We start from the raw sequence: 15,440 nt of genomic DNA on the forward strand, positions 1-15,440 counted from the left end.
TGTAGCTTTATCTGTATGCAGCGCTGTTTTAACATCCTAGGAACATTCCTTATGATAAAGTATGGACAGATTACTCCGTAAAAAATAAATCATACAATTCTAATCCTAGAATTTTTCTACAAATTAAAGCCACTCCACCGAGCAATGTTAATTTATGAATATGATCATCAATGGAAATAACTTGGGTTGAGCCTCGTGGATCAAGTGCCATATATTCTTTATTAATCTCGTCTAATAAGTATGGAAAGAAGGCAATAAACCTGGATGAAAGAAACACCGCGTCTGGTGCACTATATTGTACTGAATTGTAAGTAATTTGTGCGATAGCTGAGGCCCATTCCTTCATAATCGCAGTTACTTGCTCATCCTTTTTATCCATAAGTATAATAAAATCCTCTAAAGTAAAGTTCGGAATGTTTTTCAATTTACTAATCTGATCGAGCACCGCTTTTTCAGAATACACTTCTTCTAATCGGCGTTTCTTTTTATTATCTGAAATGATGATCGATCGCCCAATCTCACCAGCCAAACCATTTAAGCCTTTATACAAACTCCTATCAATAATCGTTCCTACACCGATTCCGTTATGAATGTTGATGGCTAGAATATTATCAAATTGAACATCATGAGCATGCTGATAAAAGTCTCGGATATAAATAGCAGTGAGATTTGCTTCATTTTCTATGATGACAGGAACATCTATAAGTTCCTTTAACGCATCGATTAAATTAAAGGTTTGAAAATCTAAGAAGGGACTATACAAAATTTGATTATTAAAAACTGGCGCATGCACAGAAATAGCGATTCCTATTAATCCATGAATGGTATCATCAATTTTCAAATTTACAATAATATCTTTCATGACTGCAAAGATATCCTTAGCTTTGTTCGTATAAATTTTGATGGAATCATGATGAATGAGCTCGCCATTGATATAATTTATGGAGTATCTTAAATGTTTAACTCCCATATCAAACGCCAGTACAAACCCATATTTGCGATTAAAGCGTATTAAGTTTGGTCTTCGCCCACCAATATTAGACGCTTCACCTATTCCTAACTCTTCAATTAAACCCTCGTTGTGAAGCTCACGAACAATAGAAGAAACTGTGGATTTTTGAAGATTGATTTTGTCAGCTATTGAACTTCTAGATGTCTGATCAGTATCAAATAAAGTTTTTAATACTAATTTTTTATTATTTTCTCTCATTACATCCTGATCAGTTTTCTTAATCATTTAATTATAATTCCTTTCAAATATTGTTCAGTTAGAAGTATAGCATATTGGACAAGTTATCTAAAAAAATAGTTGAAAGATTTAATCTCCCAACTATTTCTTAGTTTCACGATTCTGTTTTATTTTTCTTCAAGTTCTTTATACATAAAATAGTCGAAGTCCGCTGGCAATTCATAACCGGAATAATCAACATTAGCCATTCCAACAAAAGCTCCAGTGAAGAATCCTCCATAGGATTGAACCACATAATCATCAGACAAAATTGCTGCATCCAACGTCAAGTCAATATCAGTCCAATGCTCATTATCAAAAGAATAGGCATAGGTATAGGTCTCTTTTCTAACTTTCACTTTAAAATGCACATAATCAACGTGATCAGGTACTTTAATGGCTTTATCCTTAAGGAAACTTGTGAGTACTCCTCGATCATTCTGAGTCACTTCAATGACTCGTCCATTAATTTCATTCCAAGTTACGTGAATCATAGACCAATGCTTCGTATTATAGTAATTTACGAGTCCAGACATCTGCTGAAATGTAAAAGGGGAATACGCTACTGCTGTTTGAGCATCAAAATAAAAGGATTGCCAACGTCTTGCTACAAGCGACTGTTCATGTTCATTTGTTAAAGAGCCTTTACCAAATAAGCGCAAATTCCCAGGCTTTTCTGTAAGTGAACCTATTTTCTCATCAAATGGAACTCGTAAGGTATTAAAATTAATATTTAAAGTATCGGAGTCAAAATCATCCTTCTCTGGATAGGTTGGAGCATATTTTGTTTCAACACACCCTTTAGGGGCTTCAACAAAACGACTTCCCTGCTTGCCGCCTACGATATGCGGCCATTTATCATCATCCCACTCAACTTTTTGAATTGCTGTTTCTCTTCCTAATGTACACCAGCCGCGCGGATCACGGCTCGATTCTGTCTCACGATGCCATGGGCGTCCCGTCAAATGTGCAAAATACCATTCTCCTGATGGAGTATCTACTAACGAACCATGTCCACATTTTTGAAGCTCATTATTAGGCGCATCAAATGCAGTCAAAAATACATCACCAGGTTGTGTTTCATAAGGACCAAATAATTCTGCAGACCTAGCAACTACCTCTTGATGAGAATAAACCGTGCCTCCCTCAGCACAAAATAGATAATATTGTCCAAACAACTTATAGATATGAGGACCTTCTACTAATTTAACATCGGTTCCCATATAAATGATTTTTGCAGTCTCAGGAAGCATTCTCTTTTCTTCAACCGAATATTCCGTAAGTTTAATTCCGTTAAAAGGATGACGATATTCTCGATGATCCCATTCCATTTGGACAAGATATTTTTTTCCATCATCGTCATGAAACAGGGAAGCGTCAAAACCCACTCCATTTAACTTGATTGGATCACTCCATGGACCGTTAATGTTTTCTGCAGTAGTTAAATAATTGGTCATATCTTTGAAGGCGCCTTCAGTAACTTTCACATCGGTATAAACAAGCCAAAACTTCCCGTCAGCATAGGATAAATCAGGGGCCCATATACCTGCTGAATCCTTGTTTCCTTTCATATCTAGCAGCACCTTCGTGGAAAGCGGGTGAGTGATAAGCCGCCAATTGACCAGATCTTTAGATTCATGGATCTGAACGCCTGGAAACCATTCAAATGTAGAAGTTGCAATATAGTAAGTATCATCAACTCTTATAATTGAGGGATCTGCATTAAAACCTTTTAATACTGGATTATTAATTTGCATGAAAATTTCCTCCTTATACCTCTATTATTTAGTAACAATCGCCTAAAACATTGACCCATCCCTTAGATACTATGGCGAGCCTCGATTTCTTTATTGATTTCATAAACTTGTTCATCAGTTAAATTGTATTTAGAAATAATAATCATAGCTAGAATTAACAAGATAGCAGGCAGAACAGCAACTAACCACAATATTCCTTGTTGTGCGAAGCTAGATTGTACTTCACTTCCAGCTACATACCCTGTAAAGCTTAGAACAAAGCCAGGAACGACACCGCCTAACGCCATACCAAATTTGAAAAAGAATCCAGTTAAAGCGTTCACAACTCCCGATATACGCCGTCCTGATTGAAGCTCACCATATGAAATAACTTCTGGAACTAATGCCCACATGTATCCGGTTGCAACAATTACGCCCGTAGATTTAATGAATTGAGCAATAAGAACCCATGTAATATGATCTTGTGGATTTGGAATGAAATATATAAAGAGCATCCCAATAATCGCTATACTTAAAAACACCAGGAACATACTTTTTTTACCGATTGCTTTCTTGATTTTAGGTACTAAAGGTAAAAAGATAAATGCCGGTATAGACCCTAGTGCATTAAACCACTGAACATAATCTGATGCTTGTACAACATACTGCATATAATAGGCTCCGCCTGCATTACCGATCGACATCATGGCAAAAGCGGTTATAAAAAAGAATGCTAGAATTCGTAATGGTTTATTTCGTTTAAATTCAGTCACCAAATCTGAAATCTTGACTTCATCTTGCTTTGAATCATCCATTACAACTCTTTCTTTCGACTGAGTAAAACAAAACAATAAGATAAGAAAACCGACACCTGCATATATAGCCATTGTTATGAGCCAGCCAGAAGCACTTGATTTCGTATCCCATGTACCATCGGAAGAGAACAACTTAACGAGTACGGGCACTCCATAGGCAACTGCAAGACCACCCAAATTGGCAAGGAACATACGTGTTGAAGTTAATTTCGTAATTTCGTCATTGTCACGAGTTAATGAAGCATTTAGTGCACCATAAGGTACATTCAATAAGGTATAAAGCATAGATAACCCAACATAAGTCACATACGCATAAATTAAACTACCGGAATAACCATTCCAAAATACTAATACGGCCAACACTGATAACGGGAATCCAGCAAATACTAAGTAACCTCTATATTTACCAAAGCGTGTGGTATTTTTATCTACAACTGCACCAACAATTGGATCCCAAATAGCATCAATAATTCGTACAACCAAAAACATCGCAGCTGCAGCCCTAGGATCTAGTCCATATACATTGGTGTAAAAAAACAATAAATACGTTGATACCGTATTATAAATGAGATTCTGTGCCAAATCACCGGAACCAAATCCTATACGCTGCAATCTGGATAGTTTATAAAAGCCCCTTTCACTGTTTCTTGTCATACTCGATTCCATAAGTTGTCCTCCTTAGCTCATCATGATGCTGGAAAGCGTTTTCTTCAATTTGATTTTACCATAGTTGGTTCGACGGAGCAACTAAATACCTATAAGATTGTATACTTACCTGCTTAATGCAGCTTAGCTATTTTACACGCTCTTAGCTCTCTAATATAATTCCATTTGACCTCCAGCGTTTTTCATCCCATATTTCAAGGTCTTCACCAATGCATTCGTCCCACTCATAAGAATCGCTATTACTTGTTCTTCTTAAGCGGAACCCATTAAAAAACCACCAATTAAAAAGCAAATGCCTTTCAATTGATGGTTTAAAAACTTACTTTGTTATATAGTTTCGTTCACTTTCCCTAAATCATCTTTTTTAAGCATAAGCATGACAGCAAAGGAAATACAATATAAACCTGCTAAGTAGAGCATTGCAACCTTCATATCATAATTTTGTAGAATATAGCCGACAAGTATTGGTGAAAAACCGCCTATTGCCCGGCCGAAGTTGAAAATTGTGTTTGTTGCTGTACTTCGAATTTGAACAGGATAAAGGCTACCAATCAACGCTCCATATCCAGCGAACATTCCATTGGAGAAGAATCCGACAATCGCACCGCCTATTAGTACACCTATACTACCCGTCGCATAAGAGTATAAAAACACTGCACATGCAGAGGCGACCAGGAAGAGGCCAAAGGCACGCTTCGCTCCGAATCGATCTAAGAATAGTCCAAAGGTTAACATACCAATAATCATGCCAACGGCCGTACTAATTGTCCAAATAGCAGAGCCTGAAACAGATAAACCTTGTGACTTTTGCAGCATCGATGGCAGCCAAATCATTAATCCGTTATAACCGGCAATTTGAACAGTTGCCATAATGATTAAAGAAATTGTCGTCATTGCTGTTCGTGGTGTTTCAAACAACTGTGTCAGCTTACTCTTTTCAGCTTTCATACTAGCCTTTTTATTGTTCTGAGCAGCGAGCCACTCAGGTGATTCATCTAAGTTTTTCCTTACGATAAACGCAAAAATAACAGGTACTACACCAACAAAGAACAATGCTCTCCATCCTAAAGTAGGAAGAATGACCGCACTTAGTAATGCTGCTAAAATGACACCATATTGAGCACCAACACTGACATATGAAGATGCACGTCCTTGTTTATTTTTCGGCCAAGCTTCTGCAACAAGTGCCATACCAATCCCATATTCTCCTCCGGCACCGATTCCTGCGATAAATCTAAATAGATATACTTGTTCAATGCTAGTAGCAAGTCCAGTTAAAGCTGTACCAATTGCAAACAAGATGACGGTATATGTAAAGACCTTTACCCTTCCATACTTATCTGCTAAAATCCCAAAAATAATTCCTCCTAATAGCATCCCTACATTCGTTATGGAAGAAATAAGTCCTCCCGTTGCTAAATCAATGTTAAATTCTGAAATAATCATTGTCATCGCAAATGAGATAAACATGATGTCCATGCCTTCTAATGTTAAACCAGCTACCGATGCGACCACGGTTTTTTTACGATAATCCATTCTACGATCCTCCAAGTGTGTTCTAGATGTAATTATTCTCTTCATTTACGAATGAATGGATTTATCTTTTTATGTATAAATTCCTCATTCTCCTTTTCAGCCTCTCTGGACTTCCTTTAAAAGAGATACGTTAGTTGTATCATCACAGCTAACGAGCAAAATAAATACCCTTTCATCAGATAGACAAAAGGGCATGAATAAACAAAGATATTAATAATCTAATAACTTAATATATCAAGTAGCCCTTTTCAGCCTCTCTGGACTGTGTTAAAGGTAATTATTTCAAAAGTTATTTTAGCAGAGCGATCTATATTTCTCAATAAAAATTTTATGGACACCAATTCCCTTTGAAATAGGATAAAGTTTTATACAAGGCACCAGCGCATGTTTAGTTTCCTTCTTTTTGTTCAATTATGAATAAACCCTCACTGCAAAACGGTCTTCTTCTCGATTTCTTCCCCCACTTTTTATATCACTCCGGTGAGCACTCCTAACCTCCAAACCTTGTTCTCACCACAACTAGCAGTATAATAATCCCGAGCAAAAACAGCCAGCTTACTGGATGACCAAAATTTAATCCCCAGCCGACTTCGAACCTTTTCTCGACGAGTAGGTTTGAATCCTTGCGATTGAAATAAATCATACCTAATAGCCATTTATCATCATCATGGACAGGTCTGACGTTAGATCTATCGGCAGATTGCTCCAAGCGGCTTCCGCCTTGACCAGCCCAGAACGATAAAGCGAAGAAGTATAGACTAATAAAGGCTATACTAATTAAGATAATGGAAATAGCGAAATTGATGTTAAGCAGAGATATCATGTTTAGTTGCACGGCGGAAAGCAGGATAACGATTAAGATGCTTGCTGTAATCATAAAACATGACCAAGCACGGCGGAAAGTTACGTCTTGTCTGATGGAACGGCTCGGATTCGTGGGGTGAACCTGCTGCTTCACTCTACGAATACTCCAATTCTCAAATAGGAACAAAAGTGTGATAAACACTTGCATTAATGTAGGCATAAACACAGAACTATACGATTTATCGGCATAGCGGTCGACCTTCCAACTGCTGTTGTAATGGATTGGAATTTGATCAGGAATCAAATCGTAGTTGCGTTGCACAGTTACAATACTAACGACAATAATTAAAACATGAATGAGGAACCAATTACTAGACAAGCCAATGTTTCTTTTCCGAAAACCAGTGTCCACTGCCAAGATCGAAGATTCTGGAGCAATAGGCAGTGTAGATAGTAGACTTTTCATTTTGAAATGATAACTAATGTTTATGACTAGGGAGATCACGACCATGGTGAGTGAATAAGTGACAATGACCCAACTTTGTTGTTTGGAATGTTCATCACTGTATATTAGGCTGATGATACAAACAATGAGTAGGATGGTATGTAAAATAGCACTAATCCTAACATAAGACCTCCGCATCTGGCGCAGAGGCTCACTGTGGAATTGCACAGCGCTCACGGTAACTCCAAAACTAATCGTTTCTCTTGTTAAATAAGGCATGTTTACCATGAGTACAATGGCAGGTATAAATACACAAATCATTATTAAAACAGGCATTATCATCATATCATTCCCCTCCTCCTCTACAATAAATTTAATTATAATCGTTTTTAGTGAATACAAGGGTGAAATTCAACATTCTTCCATATTTAAAAATCGAATGCCCGATTTCGCTTGATATGATTAACCGCCGTCTAGGTATAATCTTTGCAAAAGATATGAATACATTAAAACGACACGGAGGCAATTTCTTATGAATGCGGTCTTTCTCCCTGAGGATTTGATATGTATGGACAGCGGACAAAAACCCCCCAATCTACATCATTGGGGGGGTGTCCGTGATATTTTTTCACTGCATTACGTGGTCCGCGGAACCGGGTATTATGAGGTTGGCCATGCCACTTATAAATTGACTCGGGGCGAAAGCTTCATAATCTTCCCGAATACGGAAGTATACTATTATCCCGATCCCCAGGATCCATGGGAATATGTATGGGTGGACTTCAAAGGCACCGAATCGCAGCGCCTTTTGTCCATGACCAAGCTTACCCACGATAAGCCGATAGTGACGAAAAGTCCCGTCGACCTTGAGCCGCTTTTTCACCAGGTCGAGGTTACAGGTATGGCGCCGTTTCAAAGAGAGCGGTCGAGTGCTTGCCTGCACTTGCTATTATCTTATTACATGGAGCACTACCCCCAAGAGAAGGTCCTCCAGAAAAACGACTATGTAGTATCTGCCAAGGAATATATCGAGAACAACTATTGGAAGGCGACGCTGACGGTTTCTGATATCGTCAAGTACGTCAGTATTGAACGAAGCTACTTGTTCCGTTTGTTCAAGGATGCAACCGGGATGTCCATATTAAGCTATCTGAAGGCCATTCGAATAAAGCGAGCCTGTACATTACTGCATTCATCGAAGTTTTCGATTAAGGCTGTTGCCTGGTCTGTAGGTTATCAGGATCAACTCTACTTCTCCAAGGTGTTTAAGAAGGCAACCTCTTACTCTCCTTCCGAGTACATGAAGAAGAATGCTCTTGCCTCCGGTGGGAAAGAGGAAGCTTGACCATTATGCACAACGCTCCTCCAGACCCGAGGCATCAGCGGAATAGTACGCAATTTCCCGATTCCCGGAAATATCTGATCAGCTTTTCGATGGGTTCCCGACCACATTTCAACTCTTTGCCCAGGCAATCGATACATAGAAATTGCTTCGCATACCTTGTCACAAGTTTGGAATAAATGGCGATATCATCCGCCATTAATGGAGCTCCACACTCTTTGCATATCTGGGGATTCACGGTTATTTCACCAGCTTTGCGCGGATGATCATACAATCATGAGCCGGCACGATGGCATTGAATCTCTCCTTGAATACGCCAAGTTCCTTATGCTCCCAACAATCGTACAGTGAAAGTGAAACTCCGGATGCATAAGGAAGCCCGATATCCCAGAATAACAAAGGAAGTTCCCTTTGGCTATCGCTCAGGTTGAAAAGACCTACGGCCACATCCCCGTTAGTTAATGCCTTTACCAGCATAAAGGTTTCATCCGTATGGAACCAATTGGGTTCCGGCTTAATACGGTAGGCTCCGCGAGCTTCCAAGTCCTGATTGATCGCAATAATATCCCGGTTCAGCAGAATGTCTTTTGTAGCCTGGCTCGCTTTGCGTATGTCACTACCGATCATTAGCGGGGATCCCATTAAGCTCCATAAGGCAAAGTGGGTTTTATATTCATTGTCCATACAACCGCCGATCTTGTTGCCGATAAAGCCGCTGTTGCTGCCGCCGTACATCCCTACTACCAGCATGTCCATATCGTTGTGGCAAAAGGACCCCGTGTAGCATTCCTTGCCAAGCTGGGAAATCGCCAAATTTTTGATGGACTCCCAGTTATCCTGAATATCAACGGTAGAACGGTACATATGGGCGCCGGATTCCCTAATCCATTGATATACGTCATCTTCCCCCCAATTGCATGCAGAGAAAAGAATGTCTCTACCGCAGTTTTTAAGGGCCAGACTCATTCTTTTATAAAGTAATTCCCCGGACATATTCCGTGGCTTGAAACAATAATCGTATTTCAGAAAATCTACGCCCCATTCTGCGAAGGTTGCCGCGTCCTGGAACTCATGCTCGAAGCTTCCTGGAAATCCGGCGCAGGTATGGGTTCCCGCACAAGAGTACATGCCGAACTTCAACCCTTTGGCATGAATATAATCAGATAGGCTCTTCATTCCGCTGGGAAATTTTTTAGGGTCCGGCACCAATCTTCCTTCCTCATCTCTTTCCCTTAAGCTCCAGCAATCGTCTATGACGATGTATTCGTACCCAGCATCTTTATAGCCTTCCGACACAAATACGTCCGCTACATCTCGAATCAGTTGTTCATTGATATCCCAAGTGAAAGTGTTCCAAGAATTCCATCCCATTGCTGGTGTCAAGCCAAGCAGTTTATCCATAGTGGCTCCATCCCTTTCCGGCGTATAATTCCGTATGTATGCCACTAGTCTAATCATCTCCTCCTATCCATGCCTATAGCAAGAAGTTGCTTCTATATGGACATTTATTGCTTTGAATCATCTTTAATAGCGATGAAGAAAAACAAAACCACCCGTCTATTGAACTGCACCTCATGTTAGACACCTATCTGACATGAGGTGCAGTTTTTTATGACTAAGTTTAGTTCAGACGAAAAATTACAAGCAGTTGTACGATATAAAAGTGGAACTGAAAGCATGAAGTGATCTTCGCGATCCATAGGAATTCATCATACCGTCTTATTAAGCTGGATAAGACAATATAAGTACCATAGTGAAGAAGGCTTTAAAAAGCGCTATACCATGCTTGTAATAGTTACCACATACATATCCCTTACGATAGTGGACATACCATAAAGCATTGCCGTAATCGGTGCAGAAGTAGAAACACCGATTTTGACAGCATTAATATTTCAATTATTAATTAATCGGTACGAGGTATTGTAAGAAAGACCTAATATCTCTTTGGCTCCTTTAATAGAAAACATCTTTTCCAAACTCTTTCACCTACCTTAGTTCATTTGATATCAATATAGGTTAAAGATGGTTCAGGTGTGTACAGATGATAAAGACGAACTATGTACTGATAGCCATTCTTCACATAACACAGACAGAGGAAGCTAAAACCATTGGAGGCTGTGATGATGGTATCTAGGGAAATAAATCATTGTGGCGGGATGAATATTTTGAAGATTAAGGGTAATTTTCAAATCACTTTACTTTGATAGAAGACAGGTATATTAGTTATTGTCATGTTAATGATAGAAGCATACGCTCCTTTTCTCGCCCCGGCTATATGGTTGGGGCTTTCTTTGTGCGTACAGAAGATATTCGTTAAAATTTCAGACGGTCTGACAAGCCATAACTTCGGTTCAGAATTCAATCCCTTTAGGCTAGTGACTGGGTAGGTACAACAAAGGACGACTATGAATAGCCGCCCTTAGTCGAACTTATAATAAATAAAGAAGCGGGACAATGCCCGCTCTGTTGCTGTATACGCCTATACACCTCAACTAACATGTGGAGTGTTGCTCACTGTTGGTCGGGAAAGGCCCGTTAAGGATTAAGATATTGAAATTTTATTCTCTTTTCATTCCAACTGCGAAGAATATAAAGTTTATATATTCGCTCTCCTAGTTAAGATAATTGCTCAAGAGACTTTGTGATTATTTGATTATTGAATGTGTTTAGCTCAACATCGTCAAACGGATTGCCCTTAAATGTATTCTCACAAATTTGTGTTAACTCACAATACTCATTATACGGCATATGATTTTCAATTTTTTTTAGCAAGATAAATATCTTTTCTTTCAAATTCTTCTCTATTGTAGAAAGATAATCCGAATCGGGATCAGCAGTCAATTCTTTTTTACATCTAGAAAATGCCCAAAGTAATTCAAAGACGCTGTCCACTCCATCGTACTTAGAGCGAGTAGGAATAAATAATTCATATTTCTGATCAAAACAGTTTAAAAATTGTTGTGCTATTCCTTCAGGAAATGGTGGTGATAACTTCTGTATCAATTGTTCGTCTTCTGTGTCAACAGCAACTTTAAAATCTTTTAAAAACTGAATTGGAATCCTTAATCCGTTCGGAATAATTTGGCTTTGCTTATTTTTATTAGCTACTACTAAATAACTGTAGTCCAAAGAAGCAATGGGAGTGCATAGGTATAAAAATTTCATTAGCATTTCAGGATTTGCCATATCTAGATCATCTACAATTAATGGGTAAAATTTTAAAACACCATCATTATAGTATTTTTCTGGGTAAGTGAGTAAAAAGACCTCGGACAAACCACTCAATGCTGTTTTTGAATCAATCATTAGCTTGCCATAATTTTTGTTGTACCAAGGCTTAATTGCATATTTATTAAAATATTTGCTTGGCATATGCTCATTGAAGTATTGACATGTGATGATAAGCGACTGTAGGTTTAGTTCTTCAATCATATTTAATTCGTTATGCTCATGTAGTAACATTCCTTGCTCATCAACAATAGCCCCAAAGTATTTTTGCATTCTATGCATTGAACCGTGTGCTGTTGTCAAATTGATTACAGCTAACCTACTTTGCTTTGGGTCGCGAAGTAAGAATTTGTCTAGCTGATTACAAAAATTTTGTATGCCTCCAAAATAGTTTGTCTTTATTTTATTAAACCCCTCAGGGAGGACTGCTTTTTCTTCAAAAGGTCTGTCTTGATTAGGGTATCTATACTCTCTAATGAGTTCTTTGTTTATTTCTGTTCGTAGGTTTTCTATTTCAGATGCCAGACTACCCAACTGTTTACCTTCAAGAAGCTTACAGATACTCGCTACACACTTTTCAGATAAGATTACAATATTTTTCCGAACAGAAAACCAACGTCTTAGCCATTCAAATATACTGTCGCACTCATAATTGCTCAGGATTGTTTTACCCCATAAGGATGTGAACTCCTCATGAAACATTATTATTATGTTTCTAATAGGCATGGCTTTATGTGCATTATCAGGAATATCATATCCCGAAATAATATCAAGTTTTGGACTAATTGCATCAGCATGGTATATTTCAAATATCGGTAGAGTCTTACATATTGTTTTTATTCTAGAGACGCTTTCCTCATTCCCTTTTCGAATATCGCTAGGCAAGAGTATGTATTCAACATGAATCTCCTTCCCATTTTCACTTAAATACAGTTTCAAAGATGCAGTTGACATTTTCAGGTAAGTCAAGATAGTCAACAAATTATTCTGCACAAATGAAATATAAGTCTCCTTGTTGCCACAAAAGCAAGTATACATAATACTAGATATAACATTGATCGTGAGATTCTCTTTAGCTGCCCATATTGCTTCCAATGAAATGTTATTTGATAAATTAAATTTCCGATCAATATTAAGTAACCAATATGCAATTGCTGCATAAGAAGTAATGTCATCAGTAAGTTCAGTAAGGTTATTACCCTTAAGCCTTCCAAATAATTCCCCACAAAAATAGTAAACATCTGTTTCTGATAATACGATTTTCGGAACTGAATCTCTAAGGTCACATAGATATTGAATGTTTGCGTTGTCTGGAGTTATTTTTTTAAGTTCATCTAGGGTTCGCAATGAGTATTCAAACTCTTCGAATTGTATAAAAGGATTAAGTTCCGTAGATAGAAGGAATAATCCACCATGACTGTTAGCATCATCAAAAGCGCTTTGATTTTGCACATAGTATTGCATCACATTTCCAGAAAGCAATCCTTTTAGCGCCAATACGTATGATGATAGGTTCTCTGCATCCCATAGATTCTTTACAATTGTAGAGTAAAAATCTTTCTTGTTTGTAATTAGTTGAGGAAGGTTAGAAAATAGCTTTGGAAAGTAAGTAACATCTGTTATTTTAACTACTTGAAGAGCAGTATCACTTATCTCTGTATACTCGTGTAACTTATCAACAATATGTTGAGAACGCACAGGATGTAAACCTTCAACATATTTTTCAGTTGTATCAACACGGATTAAAAATTCGTTTTCAACACTTTTTAACAGTTCGCCATAATCGCGGTTTGTTGTCTCTAGTAAACTTTCGACTAGCTTATTAACAGGTATTTTTATTCCGCAAATATCTGCAAAGCAAACTTTTCGAAGAATTTCGCACTTTATTCTTCCGGTATCCGTATTGTTGATTTGAGAGATTTGATGAGCAATCCTTTCAGAAATCATTTCGCCATGTGTAAGAAGATAGACAAATTCAATTAGTAGTTTTTTGTCAGAAACTTTTGCCCAAGAGCTTCTCCAGTCTGCTATAGTTTGATGAAGTTTTTGGGATTTTTGTAGTACCTCAAAAATACTTTTTGCTTCTTGCTCGTTAAGTGACAGTTTAACAATTTGTAAAGACCTTACATTGCTTAAATTGCCACAGTAATTATACCAATCATCTTCTCGTGTAGTAAGCAGAAGTTTGTAGTGATATGAAACATCTTCCTGTAGTAGTTGGGCTAACCTATTCCACTCACCTAACTGTGAATCTAAATTGTCAATAACTATTAATGGTTTTTCTCCTAGCTTCACTCTCGATTTAAAATACTGGACGATACTATCTAATTCTTTTGAATCATTACACCAGACAAGCTGATAAATTGTATATTCGCTACACAGATTAAAAGCAACTTGAAGAGCCATAGTTGTTTTCCCTTGTCCGCTTGATGCTTTGATAACTGTGACCCTGTTATTTTGAATAGATTCTTCAATTTCCTGTTCTGTGTGTGTGCGTCTGACAGGCAATTGCATCACGATATCTTGTGGTGTAGCTTTTTTTCCTTCAAAATAGCTGACATCATTACAGCAATTCGAAATATTAAAATCTAGCTTCTTAATCCAGCTATGAGCGGGATTCTGAATACCTTTACTAATATCATCCTTTATGCTCTGGATTATTGAATTCAATTGTTGCTGATTGATACTTTCTCTGCGCTCCATTTTTTCGAGGCAGCATATTTTTAAACCATTAGCAAACAAAGCTATATTTCCAGTTGTAATATCGTATTTTTCAATTAACAACTTCTCTATTTTTTCAGAGAGGATATTTTTATCTTGTTTTTCGAAACTAAGTTTTTTTATAAAGCTATCAAAAGAAAAGCCTGTCCAATTCCAGTGGGAATTTTCAGTTTTTATATTTTGGATTATTCCCTTCCAATACTTAGTAGAATTTTCATCTATACTATTGTCAAAGATTTTACTTAGGTTGCCTTTGGCTACAGTAAAATCATAGACTAGCTTAAAATTATGGCTGTCATCAAACAAATAAGCCTCTAGAAAGTTTTTCAAAACATCTTTTAGAAAACTCGCATCTTGCTTCTGGGTAGAATATTTTAGTTGAATATGAGTGCTACTTCTAGAAGAAACCTCACATTTATAATGATCGATATCCTCTATTCCTTCAAGGTGAAAAGTTGTGTTTTCATTAGATTCCGACAGAATTAAATAGCAAGAATACAAAAATTGATAGCTAAAACCTGAAAGTGCAATTTGTCCGCCTGTACGAGAATGCTCTAATTCCTCGATAGAAATTCTCACTGGTTTTTTGACTTCTTTTTTCTTTTTTAATGTTTTCTTTTTTTTCACGAATTCACCTTCGCAAATTATTTTCTACTCTAACCGAACATACACATGAAGTTATTTTTGTTATATTTAATAAATCCTGATTCTATTGGCGGAAACCAATAGGCATATCTAATTCTCTTTTTACATCAGTGATAAAAATATGATTCATTTTATTTACCACTTCAAAGAGTAACTGCTTTCTCTTCTTCTTTTTTCTCCATTCCTTCATATAGCTTTTCGCTCAATGAACTCAGAATTAGTTAAATTATACCACTAGCTTAGAAGATTAGTAGGATAAATAACCCAGACTAGT

General features: G+C 37.4%; 8 protein-coding genes. 1 reads left to right on the forward strand and 7 read right to left on the reverse strand.

Annotated features, from left to right (window positions below):
- Positions 1-70: 70 nt before the first annotated feature.
- The 5 genes from PV403_RS17590 to PV403_RS17610 all read right to left on the reverse strand — a co-directional run bounded on the left by PV403_RS17590 (position 71) and on the right by PV403_RS17610 (position 7,575).
- A complete protein-coding gene (locus PV403_RS17590; RefSeq protein ID WP_213535421.1) occupies positions 71-1,237 on the reverse strand; it encodes an ROK family transcriptional regulator in 1,167 nt (388 codons plus the stop codon).
- A gap of 119 nt (positions 1,238-1,356) precedes the next feature.
- Entirely contained in the window at positions 1,357-2,985 is a 1,629-nt protein-coding gene (locus PV403_RS17595) for a glycoside hydrolase family 43 protein (protein ID WP_332085457.1), read from the reverse strand.
- Between the two features lie 62 nt (positions 2,986-3,047).
- Positions 3,048-4,445, reverse strand: a complete 1,398-nt coding sequence (locus tag PV403_RS17600) for an MFS transporter (RefSeq protein WP_213535418.1) — start codon at positions 4,443-4,445, stop codon at positions 3,048-3,050.
- A 327-nt stretch (positions 4,446-4,772) separates the two neighbouring features.
- On the reverse strand, positions 4,773-5,981 hold the full coding sequence (locus PV403_RS17605) for an MFS transporter (RefSeq protein WP_332085458.1): 1,209 nt from the start codon (positions 5,979-5,981) through the stop codon (positions 4,773-4,775).
- 490 nt (positions 5,982-6,471) lie between these two features.
- On the reverse strand, positions 6,472-7,575 hold the full coding sequence (locus PV403_RS17610) for a DUF1648 domain-containing protein (protein ID WP_332085459.1): 1,104 nt from the start codon (positions 7,573-7,575) through the stop codon (positions 6,472-6,474).
- Between the two features lie 187 nt (positions 7,576-7,762).
- On the opposite strand from PV403_RS17610, the gene PV403_RS17615 reads away from it, so the two are divergent.
- On the forward strand, positions 7,763-8,575 hold the full coding sequence (locus PV403_RS17615; RefSeq protein ID WP_332085460.1) for an AraC family transcriptional regulator: 813 nt from the start codon (positions 7,763-7,765) through the stop codon (positions 8,573-8,575).
- 237 nt (positions 8,576-8,812) lie between these two features.
- On the opposite strand, the gene PV403_RS17620 is transcribed toward PV403_RS17615, so the two are convergent.
- Both PV403_RS17620 and PV403_RS17625 read right to left on the reverse strand, forming a co-directional pair.
- The gene (locus PV403_RS17620; RefSeq protein WP_332085461.1) at positions 8,813-10,030 is read right to left on the reverse strand and encodes a glycoside hydrolase family 27 protein; all 1,218 of its coding nucleotides are present in this window, start codon (positions 10,028-10,030) and stop codon (positions 8,813-8,815) included.
- 1,158 nt (positions 10,031-11,188) lie between these two features.
- The gene (locus PV403_RS17625) at positions 11,189-15,148 is read right to left on the reverse strand and encodes a P-loop NTPase (RefSeq protein WP_332085462.1); all 3,960 of its coding nucleotides are present in this window, start codon (positions 15,146-15,148) and stop codon (positions 11,189-11,191) included.
- Positions 15,149-15,440 lie beyond the last annotated feature (292 nt).

It is taken from the genome of Paenibacillus sp. GYB006 (assembly GCF_036577645.1).
In the GTDB taxonomy this organism is placed as follows: Bacteria; Bacillota; Bacilli; order Paenibacillales; family Paenibacillaceae; genus Paenibacillus.